Raw genomic sequence first — 24,447 nt, forward strand, 5'->3', positions numbered from 1 at the left:
TTTGTTCTATGCTTTGGACAAGTACCTGCTTGAGGAGTTGATCCAGAGCGTGCACACATCACCTGGCACCATTCCTGCGAACGATGCAACGTGTGCAGCACGGAGACTCCGGGCAGCGCCCCGCTGACTCGATGGAGGTGTCTATGGATGTCATCAGTAACTTCGCGGCTCGTTACGAACGTACGCGCGAAGAGGTCCTGCCCTTGCAGGAGTACTTGGAGATCTGCAAGCGGGATCCGCTGGCGTACGCGACCGCGGCCGAGCGCATGCTCAAGGCCATCGGTGAGCCGGAGTTGGTAGATACGCGCAACGACCCCCGCCTGTCGCGGATCTTCGCCAACAAGGTCATCAAGATCTATCCCGCGTTCCGCGAGTTCTACGGCATGGAAGATGCCATCGAACAAGTGGTCTCGTACTTCCGCCACGGCGCGCAGGGACTCGAAGAGAAGAAGCAGATCCTCTATCTGCTGGGCCCCGTGGGCGGCGGCAAGAGTTCGATCGCCGAGCGACTCAAGCAACTCATGGAGCACGTGCCCTTCTACTCGATCAAGGGCTCTCCGGTGAACGAATCGCCGCTCGGCCTTTTCGACGCGGCCGAAGATGGCGAGATCCTCGAAAAAGAGTACGGCATCCCCCGGCGCTACCTGCAGCGCATCCTCTCGCCATGGGCGGTGAAGCGGCTCGAAGAGTACGGCGGCGACATCCGGCAGTTCCAGGTCGTCAAGCGCTATCCGTCGGTGCTGCGGCAGATCGCGGTTGCAAAGACCGAGCCCGGCGACGAGAACAACCAGGACATCTCCTCGTTGGTCGGCAAGATCGACATCCGCAAGCTCGAAGACTACGCACAGGACGACCCCGATGCCTACGCCTACTCCGGCGGCCTGTGTCTCGCGAATCAGGGCCTGCTCGAGTTCGTCGAAATGTTCAAGGCGCCGATCAAGGTGCTGCATCCGCTGCTGACCGCGACGCAGGAAGGCAACTTCAAGGGCACCGAGGGCTTCGGCGCGATTCCGTTCGACGGCATCGTGCTCGCGCACAGCAACGAGAGTGAGTGGAAAGCCTTCCGCAACAACAAGAACAACGAGGCGTTCCTCGACCGGATCTACATCGTCAAAGTGCCCTACTGCCTGCGGGTCTCGGAAGAAATCAAGATCTACGACAAGCTGGTGCGCAACTCGTCGCTCGCGCAGGCGCCCTGCGCGCCCGGCACCTTGCGCATGATGGCGCAGTTCTCGGTCCTCACGCGGCTCAAGGAGCCGGAGAACTCGAGCATCTTCAGCAAGATGCAGGTCTACGATGGCGACAACCTGAAGGACACCGACCCCAAGGCGAAGTCCATCCAGGAATATCGCGACTACGCGGGCGTCGACGAAGGCATGAGCGGCGTTTCGACGCGTTTCGCGTTCAAGATCATCTCGAAGGTCTTCAACTTCGACAGCAGCGAGATCGCGGCCAATCCGGTGCACCTGATGTACGTGCTCGAACAGCAGATCGAGCGCGAGCAGTTCGCGCCCGAATCCGAGCAGAAGTACCTGTCCTACATCAAGGAGCTGATGGCCCCGCGCTACGCGGAGTTCATCGGCAAGGAGATCCAGACCGCCTACCTCGAAAGCTACTCGGAGTATGGCCAGAACATCTTCGACCGCTACGTCACCTACGCCGACTACTGGATCCAGGACCAGGAATACCGCGACCAGGACACCGGCGAAGTCTTCGACCGCAGCTCGCTCAACGCCGAGCTCGAAAAGATCGAGAAGCCCGCGGGCATCAGCAACCCCAAGGACTTCCGGAACGAAATCGTCAACTTCGTGCTGCGCGCACGCGCCGGCAATGCAGGCAAGAACCCGCTGTGGACGAGCTACGAGAAGCTGCGCACCGTGATCGAGAAGAAGATGTTCTCGAACACCGAGGAGCTGCTGCCCGTCATCAGCTTCAACGCCAAGAGCAGCGCCGACGAGCTCAAGAAGCACGAGGATTTCGTCAACCGCATGGTGCAGAAGGGCTACACCGCCAAACAGGTGCGTCTGCTGTGCGAGTGGTATCTGCGCGTACGCAAGAGCTCATGATGAGCGAGTGAAGGAGGTCCGGCCGTGGCCATGCTGCAGCAGATCATCGACCGCCGGTTGTCAGGAAAGAACAAGTCCATCGGCAACCGCGAGCGTTTCCTGCGGCGCTATCGCGAGCAGATCGGGGAGGCCGTTCGCCGCGCGGTCAGTGGCCGGGGCATCCGCGATCTCGAGCAGGGCGAGGACATCACGCTGCCCAAGCGCGATGTCTCCGAGCCGGTCTTCGGACACGGACAGGGCGGCGACCGCGAATACGTGCATCCGGGCAACCGCGAGTACGTCAAGGGCGACCGCATCGAAAGACCGCAGGGCGGCGGCGCGGGTTCCGGCAGCGGATCGCAGGCCGGCGACGGCGAAGGCGGCGAGGACGATTTCGTCTTCCGCCTGACCAAGGAGGAGTTCATGCGGGTCTTCTTCGAGGACCTCGCCCTGCCCCACCTGATCCGCACGCAGCTGGCAGAAGTGCCTGAATGGAAGAGCCACCGTGCGGGCTTCGTCAGCGACGGCAACCCGAGCAATCTGCATGTGGTGCGCTCGATGCGCGGCGCACTGGCTCGGCGCATTGCGCTCGGCGGCGACTCCCGCAAGGAAATCCGCGAACTCGAGGCGCACCTCGTGCACCTGCGGCGCAGTCCGCGAGTGGCGGACGCGCTGGTGCAGCGGGAGATCCGAGAGACCGAGGAGAAGCTGGAGGAATTGCGCAGCAAGGGCAAGCACGTCCCCTTCCTAGATCCGATCGACCTGCGCTACCGCAACCGCGTGAAGGTGCCGGTGCCTTCGGCCAAGGCGGTCATGTTCTGCCTCATGGACGTCTCGGGCTCGATGGACGAAGCGCGCAAGGACATGTCCAAGCGCTTCTTCATGCTGCTGTATCTCTTCCTGACGAAGCACTACGAGAAGATCGACCTCGTCTTCATCCGCCACCACACGCAGGCGGCCGAAGTGTCTGAGGAGGAGTTCTTCCACGCCACCGAGACCGGCGGCACCGTGGTGTCGAGCGCGCTCACGCTGATGCTGGACATCATCCGGGCGCGCTACCCCAGCACCGACTGGAACATCTACGGCGCGCAGGCCAGCGACGGCGACAACTGGCACCAGGACAGCGGTCGCTGTCGCGAGCTGCTGGCCGATCACCTGCTGCCGCTGGTGCGCTACTACGCCTATGTGCAGGTCGCCGAGGCCGAGCAGAACATGTGGGAGGAATACACGGCGCTACTCGAATCGCACAAGAACTTCGCGATGCGCAAGGTCTCCGATGCGCAGGACATCTATCCGGTGTTCCGCGATCTGTTCAAGAAAGAGAAGGGAACGGTGTGACAGAAAAGACCCGGACGCCCCTGCCCAGCCCGTCCGACTGGACTTTCGAACTCATCGAGCAGTACCACGCCGAGATCGCGCGCGTGGCCAAGGGCTACAAGCTCGACACCTACGCCAACCAACTCGAGATCATCACGGCCGAGCAGATGATGGATGCGTACGCCTCCGTCGGAATGCCGGTGATCTATCGGCACTGGTCGTACGGGAAGCAGTTCATCCAGACAGAGAAGAACTATCGGCGCGGCCACATGGGCCTGGCCTACGAAATCGTCATCAATTCGGACCCCTGCATCGCCTACCTCATGGAAGAAAACACCATGGCGATGCAGGCGCTGGTGATCGCGCATGCCGCGTATGGGCACAACAGCTTCTTCAAGGGCAACTACCTTTTCAAGATGTGGACGGATGCGTCGTCCATCATCGACTACCTCGTCTACGCGCGGAACTACATCAGCGAATGCGAGGAGCGTCACGGCGTCTCGGCGGTCGAGGACCTGCTCGATTCCTGTCATGCGCTGATGAACCACGGCGTCGACCGCTATCGCCGGCCGCAGAGGTTGTCGCTCAGCCAGGAGCAGGCGCGCCGCGAGGAACGCGAGCATCATCTGCAGCAGCAGGTCAACGACCTGTGGCGCACCTTGCCGAAGCGCACCCGCAGCGCAGAGGAGGAGGAAGCCGCCAAGCGCTTCCCGGCCGAGCCGCAGGAAAACCTGCTCTACTTCATCGAGAAGAACGCACCATTGCTGGAACCCTGGCAGCGCGAAGTGGTGCGTATCGTGCGCAAAGTCGGGCAGTACTTCTATCCGCAGCGGCAGACGCAGGTGATGAACGAAGGCTGGGCCACGTTCTGGCACTACACGCTGCTCAACACGCTGTACGACGAAGGCCTGCTGGCCGACGGCTTCATGATGGAATGGCTGCAGTCGCACACCAACGTCGTGTTCCAGCCGCCGATCGGCCACCGCGCCTACAGCGGCATCAATCCCTACGCGCTGGGGTTCGCGATGTACACCGACCTGCGCCGCATCTGCGAAGAGCCGACGGAAGAAGACAAGCGTTGGTTCCCCGACCTCGCCGGCTCCGACTGGCTGACGTCGCTCGACTACGCCATGCGCAATTTCAAGGACGAGAGCTTCATCGGCCAGTTCCTGTCACCGAAGCTGATGCGCGATTTCCGATTTTTCGCGATCAGCGACAAGGAAAGCGAATCCGAACTCGAGGTCTCGGCCATTCACGACGACAGCGGCTACAGGCAATTGCGCGAGGCGCTGTCCCGGCAATACGACCTCAACCACCGCGAGCCCAACATCCAGGTCTGGAGCGTGAACCTGCGCGGCGACCGTTCGCTAACCCTGCGCCACACCCAGCACAACAACAGGCCGCTGCACGACGATTCGCAGGAAGTGCTCAAGCATGTGGCGCGGCTGTGGGGGTTCGACGTGCACCTCGAGAGCGTCGACAGCCAGGGCCGCATCAGCCACCGCAAGGTGTCCGGGTCGCAGACGACCTAGCGCGATTGAAAAGTCTCAGCGCGGCACTTTGAGCTTTGCGCGAGCAGCCAGCGCCATCTCGCGCGCGTGGCAACCTTCGACGTGGTCGTTGACCAGCCCCATTGCCTGCATGAAGGCGTAGACCGTGGTCGGCCCGACGAAGCTCCAACCCCGCTTTTTCAGGTCTTTCGACATCGCCAATGATTCGGGCGATGTGGTCATTGCCCGCAATGCCTCGTGCGTGAGCGCCTCGGGCCGCGAGGCCGGATCCGGTTCGTACCGCCATGCGTACGCGGCGAGCGAACCGAATTCGTCGCGCAGTTCGAGCACGCGCTTCGCGTTGTTGATGGTCGATTCGATCTTGCCCCGATGCCGCACGATGCCGGCATCGGCCAGCAACCGTTCGATGTCCTTCGCGCCGAAGCGCGCCACCTTTTCGGCCTCGAACTGCGCGAATCCCTTCCGGAAGGCCTCGCGCTTGTTGAGGATGGTGAGCCAGCTCAGCCCGGCCTGGAAGCCTTCGAGGCACAGCTTCTCGAAAAGCCGCCGGTCGTCGGTGACCGGGAAGCCCCATTCGCTGTCGTGATAGTGCTGGTAGGCCTGCGTCGACTCGCACCAGCGACAGCGCAAGGTGCCGTCAGCGGCCTCGAAAAGCCCCGCTTGTGCGCCCATCAGGCGGCTTCGCTCACACGGATCAGCGCTTCGATCGCGAGCGGATAGCCCTTCACACCGAAGCCGACGATGATCCCGCGCGCCGCCGGCGAGATGTAGGAGTGATGCCGGAACTCCTCGCGCGCATGCACGTTGGAGATGTGGAGCTCGATCAGCGGAACGCTCGCGCCCTTGATCGCGTCGTGCAGCGCGATCGAGGTGTGCGTGTAGGCGCCCGGGTTCATCACCACGCCGAGCATGCGGCCCGCGGCGACCTCGCGGCCGGCCTCGTGGATCCAGTCGATCAGCATGCCTTCGTGGTTGGACTGGCGGCATTCGATGTCCACGCCGAGCTTTGCGCCGGCTTCCGCGCACATGCGCTCGACGTCGGCGATGGTCTCGTAGCCATACTGCGCCGGTTCGCGCGTGCCGAGAAGGTTGAGATTGGGGCCGTTGAGGACGAGGATCTTTTTCATGGCCCGCTTTTTATCAGGTGTGGCCCCGCACCACCACGGAAGACACCGATCCGGAGTACAACAAGGCATGCCACAGACAAACGTCGTCCTCGACCGTTTCCAGGGCCCCCTGCGCCTCGGGCTGGGTGGAGCGCCGCTGGGCAACCTGTACGCCCCGCTGGGCGACGACGAGGCTCTGCAGACCATCGATACGGCCTGGCGACTCGGCGTACGCTATTTCGACACCGCGCCGCTCTATGGCCATGGGCTCAGCGAGGTGCGCCTCGGCCGGTTCCTGCAGGTCCAGCCTCGCGACAGCTTCATCCTCTCGACCAAGGTCGGACGGCTGCTCGTCCCCGACCCCGATCCGCCCGCCGAGCGCGACGGCTACGTGCGCGGCCTGCCCTTCGAGCCGCGCTTCGACTACAGCTTCGACGGTGCGCTGCGATCGATCGACGACAGCCTCCGACGACTGGGGGTCGACCGCATCGACATCGCCTTCATCCACGACATCGACCGGCATACGCACGGCGACGCGCAACCGGCGCGTTTCCGCGAAGCGATGGGCGGCGCCTACCGCGCGCTGCACCGGCTGCGGGGCGAAGGCGTGCTCGGCGCGATCGGCATCGGCGTCAACGAATGGCAGGCCTGCCGCGACGCGATCGTCGAGGGCGATTTCGACTGCCTGATGCTCGCCGGGCGCTACACGCTGCTCGACAACTCCGCCGCGGCCGAACTGGTGCCTCTGTGCATTGCAAGGGACGTCCGGCTCATCCTCGCCGGCGTGTTCAATTCGGGCATCCTGGCGATCGCCTCCGGCGTCGCGGCCGATGCGCGCTTCGACTACCGGCCCGCGGATCAGCAGGTTCGCGACAAGGCTGCGCACATCGCGCGCATCTGCAACGAGTTCGACGTCGCGCTGCCAGCCGCCGCCCTGCAGTTCGCGATGGCCTGCCGCTGCGCTGCAGCCGTGGTGGTCGGCGCCCGCAGCGCCGCCGAGATCGCGCAGAGCATCGCGCACCGCGACGCGCCGATCCCCGCGGCGTTGTGGGAAGCGCTCGTGGTCGAAGGGCTGCTGCCGGCCGGCCTGCCACCGGGGAGCTGGCCATGAGCATTGGCCGCATCGATGCCCATCAGCACTATTGGTCGCTGGCGCACCACGACTACGGCTGGCTGCAGGACACGCCCGAGCTGCACGCCATCCATCGCGACTTCGCGCCGGAAGACCTGGCGCCGCTCCTGGACGACGCCGACATCGACGCCACCGTGCTGGTCCAGGCCGCGCCGTCCGAAGCCGAGACCGCGCGGCTGCTCGGCATCGCGGCGGATCCCGCCAGCCGCGTCCGGGCAGTGGTCGGCTGGACGGACCTTGCCGCCGACGATGCGCCCCGACGCATCAGCCGCCTCGCGCAGGAGCCGCTGATCAAGGGCCTGCGCCCGATGCTGCAGGACCTGCCGGACCCGGAATGGATCCTCGATGCACGTCTCGAACCGGCCATCCGGACGATGACCGAACTGGGCCTTTGCCTCGACCTGCTGATCAAGCCGCACCAGATCGACGCCGCGACGAAATTCGCCTTGCGCCATCCCCTGTTGCCGATGGTGATCGACCACGGGGCCAAGCCCGACATCGCGCACGGCCGGTTCGAGCCGTGGGCGAGCCAGATCGCGATCCTTGCACAATGCACCCGCGTGAGCTGCAAGCTCTCGGGGCTTGCAACCGAGGCCGGCGCCGACTGGGATGCAGCCGCGCTGCGACCCTACGTCGACCATCTCATCGACCGCTTCGGGCCCTTGCGTCTCATGTGGGGCAGCGACTGGCCGGTGCTCAACCTTGCCGGCACCTATGGCCGATGGCAGGCGGCGTCACTTGAATTGCTGGCCGGACTTTCTCCGCTCGAGCAGGAGCAGATCCTGGGCACGAATGCGGCCACCTTCTATGGCATAAAGTGACGGCCGGCGGCGTTCGCCCCGCATCCAAGACTTCGATTCCAGATGAACACGCGCATGAGCCCGCTCCACACGATCCGCGCCGGCGTGCTCGACGTGTCGTACTTCGAGGTCGGCCCGCCCGCAGGCCCGCCCGTGCTGCTGATGCACGGCTTTCCGTACGACATCCACAGCTACGTCGATGTCGCGCCGATGCTCGCGGCCGCGGGCTGCCGCGTGATCGTTCCTTACCTGCGCGGCTACGGCGGCACGCGCTTCCTCCGCGACGCGACGCCGCGCTCGGGCGAACAGGCGGCGCTCGGCGCAGACCTGCTCGCGCTGCTCGACGCGCTCGCGATCCCGAAGGCAGTGCTCGCCGGCTACGACTGGGGCGGCCGCGCCGCGTGCGTCGTGGCGGCGCTCTGGCCCGAGCGGTGCGCGGGGCTGGTCTCGTACAACAGCTACAACGTCCAGGACATCGCCAAGGCGATGCAGCCGGACAGCGCCGAGAACGAACACCGGCTCTGGTACCAGTACTACTTCCACAGCGAGCGCGGACGTGCAGGACTCGCTGCCGACCGGCGCGGCATCACGCGACTCCTCTGGCAGCTCTGGTCGCCGACCTGGCGCTTCGAGGATGCGACTTTCGAGCGCAGCGCCCAGGCCTTCGATCACCCGGACTTCGTCGACGTGGTGATCCATTCGTACCGCCACCGCTTCGGCCTCGTGCCGGGCGATCCGGCCTATGCGGACATCGAAGCGAAGCTCGCCGGCCAGCCGGCGATCGCGGTGCCGACCATCACCTTCGACGGCGCCGACGACGGTGTCCGTTCGCCGGCCGATGCGTCGGCGCATGCGCACCGCTTTGCCGGACCGCGCTCGCACCGCGTGGTGCCCGGCGTCGGCCACAACATGCCGCAGGAAGTCCCGCGCGTGTTCGCCGACGCAGTGCTCGAACTCACCCCCCACCTCAAGACATGACAGACAGCCTGAAGACGCTTTCCGAACACCGTTGCTTTGGCGGCATCCAACGCTTCCACGAACACGCTTCGCGCGAGATCGGCCTGCCGATGCGCTTTTCGGTGTTCCTTCCCCCGCAGGCCGAGAGGGGCCCGGTGCCGGCCCTGTTGTACCTCGCAGGCCTCACCTGCAACGAAGAGACCTTCATGATCAAGGCCGGCGCGCAACGGCTCGCTGCCGAACTCGGACTGGCGCTCATCACGCCGGACACCAGTCCGCGCGGCGCCGGCCCGGAAGGCATCGAGGGCGCCACGGCGAGCTGGGATTTCGGCATCGGCGCAGGCTTCTATCTCGACGCCACCGTCGAACCCTGGGACCAGTTCTGGCGCATGGAAAGCTGGATCGTCAACGAGTTGCTGCCGCTGGTGACGCACGGCATGCCGATCGACGCCAGGCGCATCGGGATCTTCGGCCATTCGATGGGCGGCCACGGTGCGCTCACGCTGGCGCTGCGGCATCCGGGGCGGTTCCGGTCGCTGTCGGCGCTCGCGCCGATCTGTGCGCCGACGCAGTGCCCATGGGGCCAGAAGGCCTTCCGCGGCTACCTCGGCAAGGACGACGAAACCTGGCTGGCGCACGACGCCTGCGCGCTCATGCAGTCGCAGACCGCGCCGCCCTATCCGGCGGGCATCCTCGTCGACCAGGGGCTGGCCGACAAATTCCTCGCCGAGCAGCTGCACCCGCACCTGTTCGAAGCCGCCTGCCGCGCTGCCGGCCAGCCGCTCACGCTGCGCCGGCACGAGGGCTATGACCACGGCTATTACTTCATCCAGAGCTTCATCGGCGATCACCTCGCGCATCACGCCAAAGCGCTGAAGGCCTGAAATGAGCCGCCAACCCGCGCCCCTGCCCGAGCGCGAGCAGATCGCGGAACTGGAGCCCTTCGTGGGTCTCGGGCTGCCGGAGATCCACGTGGTCGAGACGCCGGAGGATGCCGAGGCCGCAACCGAAGCCCTGCACTCCGCCCGGGTGGTCGGCTTCGATACCGAATCGAAGCCCACTTTCGCGAAGTTCGAGGTGTCGACCGGCCCGCACGTGCTCCAGTTCGCGACGCCGGGCGCGGCATGGCTCTTCCAGTCGCACCGGGCCGCGTTCCACGACGCGCTGACGAACCTGCTCACCTCACCGGCACTGCTGAAGGTGGGCTTCGGCCTCTCCGGCGACCTGAACCTGATCCGCCAGCGCTTCGGCATCGAGCCGCAGGCGGTCTTTGATCTCGACGTCGAATTCCGCCGCCGCGGCTATCGCAAGTCCGTTGGCGTGAAGACCGCCGTGGCGCTGATGTTCGACCGCCGCTTCATCAAGTCGCGCAAGGCGACCACGTCGAACTGGGCCAGCCAACAGCTGACGCCGGCGCAACTGCGGTACGCAGGCAACGATGCCTATGCGGCGATCCGGGTGTTCGACGCGCTCGGGCTCAGGCCGCCCGGTTGACCGCCAGCCTTCAGGCCCAGTCCCGCACCTGCGCCGCGAGTCGTTCCAGCGGTGCCGTGGCATCCACCTCCAGCACGCCGGGCTCGCCGACCGGCGACTCCAGCGTCGCGAACTGGTTGGCGACGAGGCTGGCCGGAAACATGTGAACCGCGGCCCGCTCGGCGACGCGGCGCTGCGCCTCCTCGCGGGACAGCGCCATGAAGACGAAGCGCAGCCCCGGCCGCGCGGCGCGCAGCCGGTCGCGGTAGTCGCGCTTGAGCGCCGAGCAGGTCAGCACCGCACCCTTGTCGTGAGCGGCGAGTTCCTGGCCGAGCCGGGACAGCCAGCCCGCGCGATCCGCATCGGTCAGCGCGACCCCGGCGCGCATCTTGCGAATGCTTTCGGGCGCGTGGAAGTCGTCGCCTTCGATCAGCGGCAGGCCGAATTCCCGCGCGAGCGCCGCGCCGAGGCTCGATTTGCCGCATCCCGACACGCCCATGACCACCAGCCAGCGGGCTCCTGTTTCAGCCATGTAAAGCTCTTGCATCGCCGGCATTGTCTTTCGATCTCTGCCTATCATGGCGCCCTTCTACAACGAAAGTAACAGATCGTGTCGCTGGTACCACTGTCGTTGCGTCGCCCGTACACCTTCATCGTCATGGCGATGCTGATCGTGCTGGCGACCCCGTTCGTGCTGATGCGGATGGCCACCGACATCTTCCCGGAGATCAACATTCCGGTGATCAGCATCATCTGGAACTACGGCGGCCTGCCGGCGCAGGAGATGGGCCAGCGTATCGCCGGGCAGACCGAGCGCAGCCTCACCACGACGGTGAGCGACATCGAGCACATCGAATCGCAGTCGCTCTCGGGCGTGACGGTGATCAAGGTGTTCTTCCAGCCGACCGCCAGCATCGAAACCGCGATCGCGCAGGTGGTCGCCTCGATGCAGACGCAGGTGCGGCAACTGCCGCCTGGCATCACGCCGCCGCTGGTCATCAAGTATTCGGCATCGAGCATCCCGGTGATCCAGCTCGCGCTCTCGAGCCCGACACGGCCTGAAAACGCGCTGTTCGACGCCGCGATCAACCAACTGCGGCCGCAGCTCATCACGGTGCCCGGCACCGCGGTGCCCTTTCCCTATGGCGGCAAGAACCGGCTGATCTCGGTCGACCTCGACACGCAGGCGATGCAGGCGCGCGGGCTGTCGCCGGCGGACGTGGTCAACGCGATCAACGTGCAGAACCTGATCCTGCCCTCGGGCACCGCCAAGTTCGGCGCCACCGAGTACAGCGTGCGCATGAATGGCTCGCCCGAGGCCATCGCCGGGCTCAACGACCTGCCGGTGCGCACCGCCGGAGGCGCCACCACCTACCTGCGCGACGTGGCGTACGTGCGCGACGGCTTCTCCCCGCAGACCAACGTGGTGCGCCAGGACGGCGTGCGCGGCGTGCTGCTGTCGGTGCTCAAGAACGGCGGTGCCTCCACGCTGGACATCGTCTCGGACCTGCACAAGCTGCTGCCGGTGGCCGCGCAGAGCATGCCGCAGGACATCAAGATCACGCCGCTCTTCGACCAGTCGGTGTTCGTCAAGGCCGCGGTGCAGGGCGTGGTGTTCGAGGCGGTGATCGCCGCTGCGCTCACTGCGGCGATGGTCCTGCTCTTCCTGGGCAACTGGCGCAGCACGCTGATCATCGCGCTGACGATTCCGCTGTCGATCCTCGCGTCGATCCTGGCGCTCTACGCGCTCGGGCAGACGCTCAACCTCATGACGCTGGGCGGGCTCGCGCTGTCGGTCGGCATCCTGGTGGACCAGGCGATCGTGACCATCGAGAACATCGAGCGCCACCTGCACATGGGCACCGAGCTGAACGAGGCGATCCTGATCGGCGCCGGCGAGATCGGCAACGCCGCCTTCGTCTCCACGCTGTGCATCTGCATCGTGTTCGTGCCGATGTTCTTCCTCTCGGGCGTGGCGAAGTTCCTGTTCGTGCCGCTCGCGATGGCGGTGGTGTTCGCGATGGCCGCGTCGTACCTGCTGTCGCGCACGCTGGTGCCGACGCTGGTCATGCTGCTGATGGGCGGCGCGCATGCGAAGGCCGCCGCGGGTGCCAGGCCGAGCCTGCTGCAGCGCGCCTACCGCAACTTCGACCGCCGCTTCGAGCGCGTGCGGCGCGGCTACACGCTCGTGCTATCGGCGGTGCTGTCGCGGCGTGGACGCTTCATCGCGCTGTTCCTGGGCTTCTGCGTGCTGTCCTGCGCGCTCTTCCCGGTGCTGGGCCGCGACTTCTTCCCGAACGTGGATGCCGGCCAGATCCGCCTGCACATGCGCGCGCCGACCGGCACCCGCATCGAGGAAACGGCCCGGCTCGCGGACCAGGTCGAAGCCGCCATCCGCGAGCTCGTGCCGAAGGACCAGCTCGAAACCATCCTCGACAACCTCGGCGTGCCCAACAGCGGGATCAACCTCTCGTACAGCAACGCGGGCACCATCGGGACGCTGGACGGCGAAATCCTGCTGTCGCTGCGCGAAGGCCACCGGCCGACCGAGGAGTTCGTCTCGCTGCTGCGGGCGGAGTTGCCCAGGCGCTTCCCCGGCACCGAGTTCTTCTTCCAGCCGGCGGACATCGTCACGCAGATCCTCAACTTCGGCCTGCCCGCGGCGATCGACGTGCAGTTCAGCGGCAACGACGTCTACGCCAACGCGGCCCGCGCGGCCGAGCTGACCAAGAAGATCCGGCAGATTCCCGGCGCGGTCGATGCCCACGTGCACCAGCGGCTCGACGGCCCCGGCCTCAACCTGCAGATGGACCGCACGAGGCTGCAGCAGTTCGGCCTCACCGCATCGAACGTCGGGCAGAACGTGCTGATCGCGCTCTCGGGCAGCTCGCAGACCGCGCCGGCGTTCTGGCTGAATCCGCAAAACGGCGTGGTCTACAACATCGCGGTGCAGTCGCCGCAGTACGCCGTGGATTCACTCGACTCGCTGCTCAACATTCCGGTAGGCACCGGCGCGAACGCTGCGGTCGGCGGCGCGCCGCAGCTGCTCGGCAACCTGGTGGACGCGCAGGCGGGGCGGCAACAGGCCATCGTCTCGCGCTACAACATCCAGCCGGTGGTCGACGTCTATGTGAGCGTGCAGGGCACCGACCTTGCCAGCGTGGCTTCGAAAGTGCAGGCGCTGGTCGACGAGATGCGCCCGACGCTCCCGCGCGGCAGCCAGGTCGCGATCCGCGGGCAGGTGCAGACGATGCAGTCGTCCTTCATCGGCCTCGGCGTCGGGCTTGCCATGGCGATCGTGCTCGTCTATCTGTTGATCGTGGTCACCTTCCAGTCGTGGCTCGATGCCGCCATCATCATCACCGCGCTGCCCGCGGCGCTGGCCGGCATCGCGTGGATGCTGTTCATCACCGGCACCACGCTGAGCGTGCCGGCGCTGACCGGCGCGATCATGACGATGGGCGTCGCCACCGCGAACTCCATCCTGCTGGTGGCCTTCGCGCGCGAGCGGCTCGCGGCCGGCGCGCCGCCGCTGTCGGCCGCGCTCGAAGCGGGCGCAACGCGGATCCGCCCGGTGCTGATGACCGCGCTGGCGATGATCATCGGCATGATCCCGATGGCGCTGGGCCTCGGCGAAGGTGCCGAGCAGAACGCACCGCTGGGCCGCGCGGTCATCGGCGGGCTGCTGTTCGCGACGGTCTCGACCCTCTTCTTCGTACCGGCGGTCTTCGCCGACATCCACAGCCGCCGGGCCCACCGCCATGCAGGCAAGTCGGCCAGCGCCACCACGACATCTTCCTCGCTCGGGGCGCAGCCCCTGGAGACCTGACCCCATGACGGAGCAACGCCACGCGGCATTGGCCATCCATCCGATCGCCGTCGACAACGACGGTGAGCATCACGAACTGCTCAAGCGGCGGCAGATCGTGCGCCGCACGCGCATCGCCGTCTGGATCGTCCTTGCGGTGCTCGTCGCCGGCGGGGCGCGCACGGTGTTCGTGCGCATGACGAATGCGCGCGCGCTCGAAACCGGCACCGCCGAACGCGCCGTGCAGTACGTGAAGACCGCCCTGCCCCAGACGCCCGCCGCCGGCCAGACGCTCGCGCTGCCGGGCACGCTGCAGGGCTATGTGCAGTCACCGATCTCGGCGCGCGCGAGTGGCTACCTCAAGCGCTGGACCAAGGACATCGGCAGCCACGTCGAGAAGGGCGAACTGCTTGCCGAACTCGACACGCCGGAGATCGACCAGCAGCTCTCGCAGGCCATCGCGGCCCGGCAGCAGACCGCATCGAGCCTCGAACTCGCCAAGAGCACGGTCGCGCGCTGGGAAAACCTGCGCCAGAAGGACGTGGTCTCGCAGCAGGACCTCGACGAACGCCGCAGCGCGCTCGCGCAGGCCACCGCCAACCTCGCGGCCGCCGATGCCAACGTACAGCGGCTCAGGCAGACCGAAGGATTCAAGCGCGTGGTCGCGCCGTTCTCGGGCGTGATCACGCGCCGCAATGTCGATGTGGGCGACCTCATCGATGCCGGCAGCGGGCGTGCGCTGTTCCTGCTCGCACAGACCGATCCGCTGCGCGTGTATATCAACGTCCCGCAGGCCTATGCGCAGCTCGTGAAACCTGGGCAGCCGGTCGTGGTCACGCAATCCGAACTCCGCGGCCAGACCTTCAAGGGCGAGGTCGCGCGGACCTCCGGTGCGATCGACACCGCCACGCGAATGATGCAGGTCGAAGTCTCGCTGCCGAACAAGGAGGGCACGCTGCTGCCCGGCGCCTACGTGCAGGTGTCGCTGCCGATGGCCGCGAGCCAGTCGCTGACGATCCCGGCGAACGCGCTGCTGTTCCGCGCCGAAGGCACGCGCGTCGCAGTGGTGGATGCGCAAGGGAAAGTGAAGCTGCGCGGCGTCACGCTGGGCCGCAACTACGGCGAGACGGTCGAGGTGATCGACGGTCTCGGCCCGGCCGACCGGCTGGTACTCAATCCTTCCGATTCGCTCGCCGACGGCGACGTCGTGGTGATCGCGAAGGAGTCTGCTTGAAATGAGCCCACCCCCCGCCTCGCCCACTTCGTGTGGCTCTGACACCCCTCCGAGGGGGCACACCCAGCGGCCCGGCAAAGCCGGTTCCGCGGGTGCCTTGGCTTCGTGGGCCATGGCCGCGCTGCTGGCCGGCTGCGCCGCAGGGCCGGACTACAAGGCACCGCCCGTCGACATCCCGGTGAGCTGGCAGCTCGAGGCGCCCTGGCAGCAGGCCGCGCCGGGCGACGCCGACGACAAGGGCCCGTGGTGGCTGCGCTTCGGCGATCCGCAACTGGATGCGCTGCAGCAGAAGGCGCTCGCCAACAGCCCCACGCTGGACCTCGCGGGCGCCCGGCTCGCGCAGGCGCGCGCGACGCTCGCGGGCGCCAATGCCGGCCGCTATCCGCAAGTGGGCGTTGGCGCACGCGCGCAGCGTTTCGAGATCTCGGCGAACCGCCCGCTCACCAACTACGCGGCACCCAACTATTCGACGGTGCAGAACGACTTCGCGTTGAACCTCACCGCCGCGTATGAGCTCGACCTCGCCGGCCGCGTGCGGCGCTCCGTCGAAGCTGCAACCGCCTCTGCTGCGCAGTCGGCCGCCGACCTGGAAAACACGCGGCTGCTGCTGACGACCGACGTCGCCTCGGCGTACTTCAGCCTGCGCTCGAGCGACATCGAGCTCGACGTGCTCGCACGCTCCATCGAACTGCAGCGGCGCGCGCTCCAGTTCGTGACCGATCGACATGATCTCGGCGCGGTCTCCGGGCTCGACGTGGCGCAGCAGCAGGCGCTGCTCGACAACACGCTGGCGCAGGTCGACCTCCTCAGGAAGCAGCGCTCGCAGTACGAGCACGCGCTCGCGACGCTGACCGGCACGCCCGCGCCGTCGTTCACGGTCGCGGCCGACGTCAAGCCGCTCGTGCCGCCGGCAATTCCGATCGGCATTCCGTCTGAAGCGCTGGAGCGGCGGCCCGATGTGGCCTCCGCAGAGCGCGCGATGGCCGCCGCCAACGCACAGATCGGCGTGGCGAGCGCCGCTTTCTATCCGAGCGTCATGCTGCTCCCGTCGATCGGCGTGGACAGCCGCATGCTGTCCAGCCTGTTCGATTCGCAGAGCCTGCTGTGGTCGCTCGGCGTGACCGCCACGCAGACGATCTTCGATGGCGGCCGCATCCGCGCGAACGTGGACTTCACCAAGGCGGGCTACGACGCCACCGTGGCCAGCTACAAGCGCGTCGTCCTCACGGCCTTCCAGGAAGCGGAGGACGGCATCACGGGCCTCGCCTCGCTCGATCGCGCATCGGCGCAGGCGCAGACGGCGGTCGAGAGCTCGCGCCGCGTGCTCGAAATGGCGGCCGGCCGCTACCAGGGCGGCGCCTCGACCTTTCTCGACGTGATCACCGCGCAGCAGGCGCTGCTCACCACCGAGCGGCAGGCGGCGCAGATCAACGGCCAGCGCATGCAGACCTCGGTGTTCCTCGTCAAGGCGCTCGGCGGCGACTGGTGCGGCGCCCTGCCCCGCAGCACCGCCGCAGACGCTAGAACAGGCTGCCCTGCCCCACTGCGCCAGGTGGCCGGAACGCGCTGAGGTCCAGCGGCGTGCGGTCGTTCGAAAAGCCGATGCGCTTCGTCGCTTTCTCGAAGCGCTGGCGGATCAGGTCGGCCCAGACGCCGCTGCCCTTCATGCGCGTGGCGAAATCCGCGTCGTAGTCCTTGCCGCCCCGCATCTCTCGGATGCGCTCCATGATGCGGCCCGCGCGCTGCGGATAGTGCAGTTCGAGCCATTGCTTGAAGAGGGGCGCGACTTCCCACGGCAGGCGGATCACCGTGTAGAAGGCGCTGCGCGCGCCGGCGTCCCAGGCGGCTTCGAGCACCTGCTCCATGTCTTCGTTGACGAAGGGGATCTGCGGCCCGACGCTGACGCCGACCGGCACGCCCGCCTCGGCCAGCGTGCGCAATGTGCGCAGCCGGCGATGCGGTGCGGCGGCGCGCGGTTCGAGCTTGCGCGCGAGTTCGCCGTCCAGCGTGGTGATGGTCACGTACACCGCCGCGAGATGCTCGGCCGCCATCGGCGCGATCAGGTCGAGGTCGTGCTCGACCGCGCTGGACTTGGTGATGATGCCGAAGGGATGGCGTGCTTCCTTCAAGACTTCGATCACCGATCGTGTGAGTCGCAACTCGCGCTCGATCGGCTGGTAGCAGTCGGTCGCGGTGCCGATGATGATCGGGCTGGGCTTGTAGCTCTTGCGGCCCAGTTCGGCCCGCAACAGTTCCGCGACGTTGCGCTTGGCGATCAGCTTGGTCTCGAAATCGAGGCCGGGCGAGAGGTTGAGGTAGCTGTGCGTGGGTCGGGCAAAGCAGTAGATGCAGCCGTGTTCACAGCCCCTGTACGGGTTCAACGAGGTATCGAACGAGACGTCCGGCGAGTCGTTGTGGCTGAGCACCGATTTCGCGTCCTCGAAGCGGACCTCGGTGGGGAGCGGCGGCAGCCCGTCGGCTTCGGCCTCGCCTTCTTCGAGCGTGCCCCAGCCGTCATCGAAGGCGCTGCGGCTGTCGCGCTCGAATCGGTGCGCGAGACGCGTGGCGGCGCCCCGGCCTTTGAGCGCGTGGATGGGGATGAAGGCATCGGGCATGGCGGCGGGTCGATTACTGGATGAATACACAGTATTTCATCATTCCGCCCCGGCTGCAGCAACCGCTTGTTTCAGCCTCGCGGGCGTCTTCGCTGGAGGAACTCCGGCATGCGGGTCCTTGGCTCGGGGTCCGGTCGGCCCCGAAGAGGTCGACCTTGAGCTGCTTGAGCGTGCCGTTCATCCGCGGGATGATCGCCACGCCGCCCTTCTTTCCTGGACCCCCAGATGCCACGCCGCCCCGAAAACCTCTACCCGCAGTACCACGCCCACATCTACTTCGGCCCCGACACCGTCGCGCAGGCACGGCAGCTCGCGCAGGATGCGGGCCACAGCCTGCTCGTGGTGGTCGGCCGGGTGCATGAAAAGCTCGTCGGCCCGCATCCGCACTGGAGCTGCCAGATCGCCTTCGACGCGGCGGAGTTCGACGAGGTCATCGAATGGCTCGATGCGCGTCGCAACGGCCTCGACGTCTTCGTGCACGGCGTGACGGGCGACGACTACCTCGACCACACCGCGCACGCGATGTGGCTGGGCAACGAATCCACGCTCGACCTGAGCATGTTCCGCAAGCCGGCCTGAGCGGTTCAGAACTCGGCGTCGAGCTCGTCGATCTCGTCCGGCTCGGCCTTGGCGGACCTGATCCATTCCTGCATCGCGGGCAGTTCGAGGATGCGCTTGCAGTACGCGGTGCAGGCCTTGTCCAGCGACACGTCGTAGGTAACGAAGCGCGTGACGACCGGCGCGTACATGGCGTCCGCCAGGCAGGGCGTCTCGCCGAAAAGGAACGGCCCGCCGTAGGTCGACAGGCATTCGCGCCAGATCGCGACGATGCGGTCGATGTCCGCCTGCGCACGCGACCAGATCTTGAAGCCCGGGAAGCGCGCCTTGACGTTCATCGGCAGCGAGCCTCGCATCGACGAGAAGCCCGAATGCATCTCGCCGCAGATCGCCCGGCAGTGCGCGCGCGCCTTGGCGTCGGCGGGCAGCAGGCCGGCCTTGGGCTTGATCTCGCTCAGGTATTCGCCGATCGCGAGCGTGTCCCAGACCTTGATGCCGCCGTGTTGCAGCGACGGCACCAGCATGGATGCCGACAGCAGCAGCATCTCGGCCTTCATCGCCGGGTCGTCGGGCGGGATGATCTTCTCGCTGAATTCCAGGCCCGCGAGCTTGCACATCAGCCAGCCGCGCAGCGACCACGCGCCATAGTTCTTGCTGCTGATGGTGAGTACGGGTTTGGCCATGCATCGCTCCTGGTCCGCCGGATCGGCGCTGCGGTCGTGCAAGCCCTGTGCCAGAAAGGTGCGCCGGTGCGTCGCGGCCGCAGGCTTGGCCCGCAACTTGCCTGCGGCTCATCCATGCTGTACCGGGCTTATCAATCCCAAGCCGACCTCCTCTCGCCCTCGCGTCTCGCGGCGCAATACCTCGGCAAGGCGCTGTGGCGCGACAAGGCTGACCGCAGCCTGGCCCGCCGCTTCGCCTCGGCCATGGAGGTCTACTCGCGCATCCGGCTCACGCACACCCGGCCCCCCTACGGGATCGAAAGCGTGGGGGTCGACGGCGAGGAAGTCCCGGTGCATGAAGAAGCCGCCCTGGTGACCCCCTTCGGCACGCTGCTGCACTTCCGCAAAGAGTCCAATGCGGTGCATCCGCCGGTGCTGCTGGCTGCACCACTGTCGGGCCATTTCGCGACGCTGCTGCGCGAAACCGTGCGCACGCTCCTGCGCGACCACGACGTGTACGTGACCGACTGGCACAACGCGCGCGATGTGCCGATCTGGCACGGCGGCTTCGGCCTGGACGACTACACGCTGCGGATCATCGATTTCCTCGAGGCGATCGGCCCGGGCGTGCACATGGTGGCGGTCTGCCAGCCTTGCGTCGCGGCGCTGGCCGCCACCGCGCTGATGGCCGAGGACGACAACCCGGCCGCACCGAGAAGCCTCACGCTGATGGCGGGCCCGGTCGACTGCCGGGTCAATCCGACCACCGTGAACAAGCTGGCGACCGACCGTTCCATCGCCTGGTTCGAGCGCAACCTGATCAGCCATGTGCCGTGGCCGCATGCCGGCATGATGCGGCGCGTGTACCCGGGCTTCCTGCAGCTCGGCGCCTTCATGAGCATGAACCCCGACCGCCACAAGCAGCAGTTCGCCAAGCTCTACCGGCATCTGGTGGATGGCGAGATCGAACAGGCCGACACGATTCGCACCTTCTACGACGAGTACCTCGCGGTCAACGACCTCCCGGCCGAGTTCTATCTGGAGACCGTCGAGCGCGTGTTCCAGACCTACGACCTGCCGCGCGGCAAGCTCACCGTCGGCGCGCGGACGATCAACCCCGCTGCCATCCGACGCACCGCGTTGCTGACGGTCGAAGGCGAGCGCGACGACATCTGCTCGGTGGGACAGACGGTCGCCGCGCAGGATCTCTGCACCGGCGTGCGCCCCTATCTCAAGACTCATCACCTGCAGGCCGGCGTCGGTCACTACGGCGTGTTCAGCGGCAGCAAATGGAACGCGCAGATCTACCCGCGCGTGCGCGAAACCATCCACACCGCGGCCGAACTGCACTGAGTTCATTGGGTAACACCCGCGCAGCAGCGCTGCGGTATTCGCCTTCGGGCGGCCCGGCTGCTCATGCACCGCGCTTGCGCGGCGGACGGAAGCGCCGGGGCGCCAGGCTGTCGGCGGGCGACGGCAGGCTTTGCCGCAGGTGCGCGATCAGCGCTTCTGCCATCACATTGCGCATCGGCCCCGGAAGATGCACCAGTACCACCCGCCGCTCGATATGGGGCTTGCGAAGCGGCAGCACCACCAGTGCGTCGTCGCGCAGCGAAGAGGTGTAGAGCTTCGGCATCAGGCCCAGCGCGAGGCCGCCGCGCACCAGCGCGTAGAGCGTCTCCGAGTAGCTCACGCGATACGGTTCCGCGCCCTGCGCGAACTGGGCACGCGCCGGATCGCCGAGCGCGGGCATGCTGCCGCTTTCGAACAGCACGAGCCGCTCGCCGCCGATGGCCTCCCAGTCCGCCTCGCCCGCCTGCGCGAGCGCGTGGTCGCGCCGCACCACCAGCACCAGTGGATCGCGGAACAGGTCCACGCAGACGAGGCCGCCCGGCGGCTCGGTGATGGCGGCCACCGCCATGTCGAGCTGCCCGCTGCGCACCTCGGCCAGCAAGGTGTTCGACGGCGCGTCGCGCCAGGCGAATTCCACCTGGCGCGACGCGTCGCCCTGCAGGAAGTCGCCGACCGCCGCCGCGACCCGGCCGCTCGCGGACGGGATGACGCCGATGCGCACGAATGCCCGCCCTCGCTGCACCGTCTGCTCGATGTCGCGCAGCGCCACGTCGAAGGTATTGACCAGGAAATCCGTGCGCGCGAGCACCTCGGCGCCCAGCGGCGTGAGTTCGAGACGGTGCGTGGAACGCGTCAGCAGCTCGGCGCCGAGCAGCTTCTCCATCTGCTTGATCGCATTGCTGAGCGCGGGCTGCGTGATGGACAGCCGCTTCGCGGCGCGCCCGAACTGACCCTCTTCCACCAGCACCGAAAAGAACCGCAACTGGCGCAAGGTGAGCGCACGCAGGGAGGAGGAAAGCTGCGGATTAGCCATCATTTGGTTGAATCAAATTATAGAAATTCAAAATTTTCCTTATCGCGGCGTCATCCCTAGACTGCGCCCCATGACACAACCCGCAGCCAATTCGGCATCGCCCCTGGAATCGTTCCTCCACGCGATTCCGAAGGTCGAACTGCACTGCCACCTGTTCGGCACGGTGCGGAAGAACACCTTCATCGACCTCAACCGGCACGCCGGCCACCCGCTGCCGGACGACGAGATCGAAGCCTTCTACACGCGTGGCGAGAAGCCCGTCGGCGTGCTTCGCGTGCTGCGCGCGCTCGATGCGCAACTGGTGCGCAGCGCCGACGACCTCCATCGGCTCACCTTCGAATACCTGGAAGACGCGGCGGCCCACAACGTGCGCTACGCCGAGTTCTTCTGGAACCCGACCGGCACGGTGCACGAATCCGGCATCGACTATCGCCAGGCGCAGGATGCGATCGCGTGCGCGATCCACGACGCCGAACGGGCGCATGGCATCGCCGGCCGCCTGATCGCCGCGATCGACCGCGAAGCCAGTCCCGAGGCCGCCGTCGAGATGGTCCGTTGGGTGATCGACCACCGGCGCGATGAAGTCATCGGCATCGGCATCGACTACCGCGAGAACGACCGCCCGCCCGAACTCTTCCAGCAGGCCTACGCCGAAGCGCGCCGCGCCGGCCTCAAGACGACTGCGCATGCCGGCGAATTCGGCATGCCGTGGACCAACGTGCGCACCGCACTCGACCTGCTCCAGGTCGACCGCATCGACCATGGCTACACGGTGGTCGACCAGCCCGACTTCGCACGCGAATGCGCGGAGCGCGGCGTGATCTTCACCGTGGTGCCGACCAACTCCTACTACCTGCGCACGCTGCCGCCGGAGCGCTGGGCGCTCGACCACCCGATCCGCCGCATGCCCGGCCTCGGCCTGCGCATCCATCCGAACACCGACGACCCGACCCTGCACAAGGTCACGCCCACGCAGGCGTGGCACATGATGATCCGGGACTTCGGCTTCAGCCTAGACGACCTGCGCGGCTTCATGCACAACGGCCTCGACGGCGCCTGGATCGACGATTCGCTTCGCCGCCAGTGGCGCGCGCAATGGACGGGCGAATTCGAAGCACTGCGCGCGCGGCTCCCGCAAGACCTGACCTCTCCCACCCCATGAACAAGCTCATCCGCAAGCCCCTTCTCCTCGCCTCGATGCTGGTCGCTGCACTGCCCGGCGCAGCGCTCGCGCAGGCCGCCTGGCCGTCCGCGAAGCCGATCACGCTGATCGTTCCCTACTCGGCCGGCGGCAGCGTGGACTTCAATGCGCGTCTGGTGGCGACCAAGCTCGGCGAGCGGCTGAAGCAGACGATCGTCATCGAGAACGTCTCCGGCGCGGGCGGCGCGATCGGCGTGGCCAAGGCGGTCAACGCCGCGCCGGACGGCTACACGCTGGTCGCCGGCCCCGACAGCGCCATCGCGATCGGCCGGCTCATCAACCCCGGCGCCTTCAAGTTCGACCCGCTCAAGGACCTCGCCCCGGTGGGCATGCTGAACACCGCGCCGATGGTCCTGGTTGCGCGCCCCGGACTGCCGGTGAAGAATTTCGCCGACTTCGTCAAGCTCGCGAAGGCCTCGCCCGGCAAATACAACTACGCGACCTCCGGCGTGGGCACCGTCCTCCATCTCGCGATGGAACTGCTGAAGGAGCGTACCGGCATCTACGTGACCCACGTGCCCTACCGCGGCGGCGCACAGATCGCCACCGACGTGATCGGCAACCAGGTCGACCTCGCGATGCTGGTCAGCACCAGCGCCATTCCACACGTGGGCGCCAACCGTCTCAGGCCGCTCGGCGTCACGAGCGAAAAGCGCCTCGACGCCCTGCCGGACACCCCGACCTTCAACGAGATGCCCGGCCTCAAGGGCTATTCGATGGTGAGTTGGACCGGCATCTTCGCCCCGGCCGCGACGCCGCCGGCAATCGTCAGCCGGCTCAACCAGGATCTCAACGCCGTCCTCAAGGACCCCGAGATCCGCGCCAAGCTCCAGGAACAGGGCGCCGTCCCCGGCAGCGGCTCCGCCGAAGAACTGGGCCAGTTCGTGCGCACCGAATACGCCCGCAACCAGAAGATCGTCCAGTCCGCCAACATCAAGGAGTAGCCCCCGAAAAAACAAGGGCCCCGCAAAGCGAGGCCCGTTCGCGAAACACCGTGGAACCGGCTCCGCCGGGCCACTGGTGTTGCCCCCGGTAGGGGGTTGGCGGCTACACGAAGTGAGCAAGCCTGGGGGCGAGTCAAGTCTCTTCGGGCCAGTCGCGGATATAGGCCTTGAGCATCTTGTTCTCGAAGTTCTGGCTGTCGACCACCGCCTTCGCGACGTCGTAGAAGCTGATCACACCCATGAGCATGCGCTTGTCCATCACGGGCATGTAGCGCGCATGGCGCTCCAGCATGATGCGCCGGATCTCGTCGAGATCGGTCTCGAGCGTGCAGGTCACCGGATGGTCGTCCATGGCCTTGCGCACCAGCGTCCCGCCGACCTGACCGCCGTTGCCCACGATGGCAAGGATCACTTCGCGGAAGGTCAGCATGCCGACCAGGTCACCGTGCTCCATCACGACGAGCGAGCCGATGTCGTTGTCGGCCATGGTGCCGACCGCTTCGGCCAGGGGTTGATCGGGGGTGATCGTAAACAGCGTGTTTCCCTTGACTCGCAGGATGTCGCTGACCTTCATCGTGTTGCTCCTCTCTTGGTTGGCGGCGTGCCGATTTGAATATAGCCCACAATGGCCACCCATCCACAGGCCACGTCGGCATCGCAGGGATTGCGCGCGTAACGGGCCTTTGCAGACACGCTCA

22 protein-coding genes are annotated in these 24,447 nt (G+C 66.7%); 15 read left to right on the forward strand and 7 right to left on the reverse strand.

Annotation, left to right across the window (positions count from 1 at the left end):
• Positions 1–143: 143 nt before the first annotated feature.
• The 3 genes from WKW77_RS15770 to WKW77_RS15780 are packed head-to-tail and all read left to right on the forward strand — an operon-like array spanning position 144 to position 4,894.
• Positions 144–2,066 carry a PrkA family serine protein kinase gene (locus WKW77_RS15770; RefSeq protein WP_340357794.1) on the forward strand — a complete coding sequence of 641 codons (1,923 nt, stop codon included), beginning with the start codon at positions 144–146 and terminating at the stop codon, positions 2,064–2,066.
• Between the two features lie 30 nt (positions 2,067–2,096).
• Positions 2,097–3,383, forward strand: a complete 1,287-nt coding sequence (locus WKW77_RS15775) for a YeaH/YhbH family protein (protein ID WP_422823208.1) — start codon at positions 2,097–2,099, stop codon at positions 3,381–3,383.
• Complete coding sequence (locus WKW77_RS15780) at positions 3,269–4,894, forward strand: SpoVR family protein (RefSeq protein ID WP_422823209.1); 1,626 nt, start codon at positions 3,269–3,271, stop codon at positions 4,892–4,894. Before WKW77_RS15775 ends, WKW77_RS15780 begins: the two co-directional genes overlap by 115 nt.
• Positions 4,895–4,909: 15 nt before the next feature.
• On the opposite strand, the gene WKW77_RS15785 is transcribed toward WKW77_RS15780, so the two are convergent.
• Positions 4,910–5,545 (reverse strand): DNA-3-methyladenine glycosylase I, encoded by a 636-nt coding sequence (locus tag WKW77_RS15785; protein WP_340357797.1) that lies wholly within the window; start codon positions 5,543–5,545, stop codon positions 4,910–4,912.
• Positions 5,545–6,000 carry a type II 3-dehydroquinate dehydratase gene (aroQ, locus tag WKW77_RS15790; protein WP_340357798.1) on the reverse strand — a complete coding sequence of 152 codons (456 nt, stop codon included), beginning with the start codon at positions 5,998–6,000 and terminating at the stop codon, positions 5,545–5,547. The genes WKW77_RS15785 and aroQ overlap by 1 nt, the downstream gene beginning before the upstream one ends.
• 67 nt (positions 6,001–6,067) lie before the next feature.
• Here aroQ and WKW77_RS15795 point away from each other — a divergent pair, with 67 nt between their 5' ends.
• From WKW77_RS15795 to WKW77_RS15815, 5 genes are read left to right on the forward strand one after another with little or no spacing between them, the layout of a single operon-like run.
• A complete protein-coding gene (locus tag WKW77_RS15795; protein ID WP_340357799.1) occupies positions 6,068–7,090 on the forward strand; it encodes an aldo/keto reductase in 1,023 nt (340 codons plus the stop codon).
• The gene (locus WKW77_RS15800) at positions 7,087–7,932 is read left to right on the forward strand and encodes an amidohydrolase family protein (protein ID WP_340357800.1); all 846 of its coding nucleotides are present in this window, start codon (positions 7,087–7,089) and stop codon (positions 7,930–7,932) included. Before WKW77_RS15795 ends, WKW77_RS15800 begins: the two co-directional genes overlap by 4 nt.
• Before the next feature lie 54 nt (positions 7,933–7,986).
• Positions 7,987–8,889 carry an alpha/beta fold hydrolase gene (locus WKW77_RS15805; protein WP_422823199.1) on the forward strand — a complete coding sequence of 301 codons (903 nt, stop codon included), beginning with the start codon at positions 7,987–7,989 and terminating at the stop codon, positions 8,887–8,889.
• Positions 8,886–9,752 (forward strand): S-formylglutathione hydrolase, encoded by an 867-nt coding sequence (fghA, locus tag WKW77_RS15810; protein WP_340357802.1) that lies wholly within the window; start codon positions 8,886–8,888, stop codon positions 9,750–9,752. Before WKW77_RS15805 ends, fghA begins: the two co-directional genes overlap by 4 nt.
• 1 nt (position 9,753) lies before the next feature.
• Positions 9,754–10,362 carry a 3'-5' exonuclease gene (locus WKW77_RS15815; protein ID WP_340357803.1) on the forward strand — a complete coding sequence of 203 codons (609 nt, stop codon included), beginning with the start codon at positions 9,754–9,756 and terminating at the stop codon, positions 10,360–10,362.
• Positions 10,363–10,372: 10 nt separating this feature from the next.
• Here the strand turns inward: WKW77_RS15815 and WKW77_RS15820 are convergent, their stop codons facing one another.
• Complete coding sequence (locus WKW77_RS15820; RefSeq protein ID WP_340357804.1) at positions 10,373–10,873, reverse strand: gluconokinase; 501 nt, start codon at positions 10,871–10,873, stop codon at positions 10,373–10,375.
• Positions 10,874–10,951: 78 nt separating this feature from the next.
• Here WKW77_RS15820 and WKW77_RS15825 point away from each other — a divergent pair, with 78 nt between their 5' ends.
• From WKW77_RS15825 to WKW77_RS15835, 3 genes are all read left to right on the forward strand, one after another.
• Positions 10,952–14,170: an efflux RND transporter permease subunit gene (locus tag WKW77_RS15825; RefSeq protein WP_340357805.1), complete on the forward strand. Its 3,219-nt coding sequence runs from the start codon at positions 10,952–10,954 to the stop codon at positions 14,168–14,170.
• 4 nt (positions 14,171–14,174) lie between these two features.
• On the forward strand, positions 14,175–15,383 hold the full coding sequence (locus tag WKW77_RS15830; protein WP_340357806.1) for an efflux RND transporter periplasmic adaptor subunit: 1,209 nt from the start codon (positions 14,175–14,177) through the stop codon (positions 15,381–15,383).
• 112 nt (positions 15,384–15,495) lie between these two features.
• Positions 15,496–16,953, forward strand: coding sequence for an efflux transporter outer membrane subunit (locus WKW77_RS15835; RefSeq protein WP_340357807.1), 1,458 nt, complete (start codon positions 15,496–15,498; stop codon positions 16,951–16,953).
• Here WKW77_RS15835 and WKW77_RS15840 read toward each other — a convergent pair.
• Positions 16,904–17,998, reverse strand: coding sequence for a PA0069 family radical SAM protein (locus WKW77_RS15840; protein ID WP_340357808.1), 1,095 nt, complete (start codon positions 17,996–17,998; stop codon positions 16,904–16,906). The two genes, WKW77_RS15835 and WKW77_RS15840, sit on opposite strands and share 50 nt — an antisense overlap.
• Positions 17,999–18,223: 225 nt before the next feature.
• Here WKW77_RS15840 and WKW77_RS15845 point away from each other — a divergent pair, with 225 nt between their 5' ends.
• Complete coding sequence (locus WKW77_RS15845; protein ID WP_340357809.1) at positions 18,224–18,577, forward strand: DOPA 4,5-dioxygenase family protein; 354 nt, start codon at positions 18,224–18,226, stop codon at positions 18,575–18,577.
• 5 nt (positions 18,578–18,582) lie between these two features.
• Here the strand turns inward: WKW77_RS15845 and WKW77_RS15850 are convergent, their stop codons facing one another.
• Positions 18,583–19,239: a glutathione S-transferase gene (locus WKW77_RS15850; RefSeq protein WP_340357810.1), complete on the reverse strand. Its 657-nt coding sequence runs from the start codon at positions 19,237–19,239 to the stop codon at positions 18,583–18,585.
• Positions 19,240–19,353: 114 nt separating this feature from the next.
• On the opposite strand from WKW77_RS15850, the gene WKW77_RS15855 reads away from it, so the two are divergent.
• Positions 19,354–20,571, forward strand: coding sequence for a polyhydroxyalkanoate depolymerase (locus WKW77_RS15855; RefSeq protein ID WP_340357811.1), 1,218 nt, complete (start codon positions 19,354–19,356; stop codon positions 20,569–20,571).
• 61 nt (positions 20,572–20,632) lie between these two features.
• Here WKW77_RS15855 and WKW77_RS15860 read toward each other — a convergent pair whose 3' ends face one another.
• Complete coding sequence (locus WKW77_RS15860) at positions 20,633–21,607, reverse strand: LysR family transcriptional regulator (RefSeq protein ID WP_340357812.1); 975 nt, start codon at positions 21,605–21,607, stop codon at positions 20,633–20,635.
• Between the two features lie 67 nt (positions 21,608–21,674).
• Here WKW77_RS15860 and add point away from each other — a divergent pair, with 67 nt between their 5' ends.
• Entirely contained in the window at positions 21,675–22,766 is a 1,092-nt protein-coding gene (gene add, locus WKW77_RS15865) for an adenosine deaminase (RefSeq protein ID WP_340357813.1), read from the forward strand.
• Positions 22,763–23,749, forward strand: coding sequence for a Bug family tripartite tricarboxylate transporter substrate binding protein (locus tag WKW77_RS15870; RefSeq protein ID WP_340357814.1), 987 nt, complete (start codon positions 22,763–22,765; stop codon positions 23,747–23,749). The genes add and WKW77_RS15870 overlap by 4 nt, the downstream gene beginning before the upstream one ends.
• Before the next feature lie 133 nt (positions 23,750–23,882).
• Here the strand turns inward: WKW77_RS15870 and WKW77_RS15875 are convergent, their stop codons facing one another.
• On the reverse strand, positions 23,883–24,323 hold the full coding sequence (locus WKW77_RS15875; RefSeq protein WP_340357815.1) for a CBS domain-containing protein: 441 nt from the start codon (positions 24,321–24,323) through the stop codon (positions 23,883–23,885).
• Positions 24,324–24,447 lie beyond the last annotated feature (124 nt).

Source organism: Variovorax ureilyticus, assembly GCF_037889935.1.
Classification (GTDB): Bacteria; Pseudomonadota; Gammaproteobacteria; order Burkholderiales; family Burkholderiaceae_C; genus Variovorax; species Variovorax ureilyticus.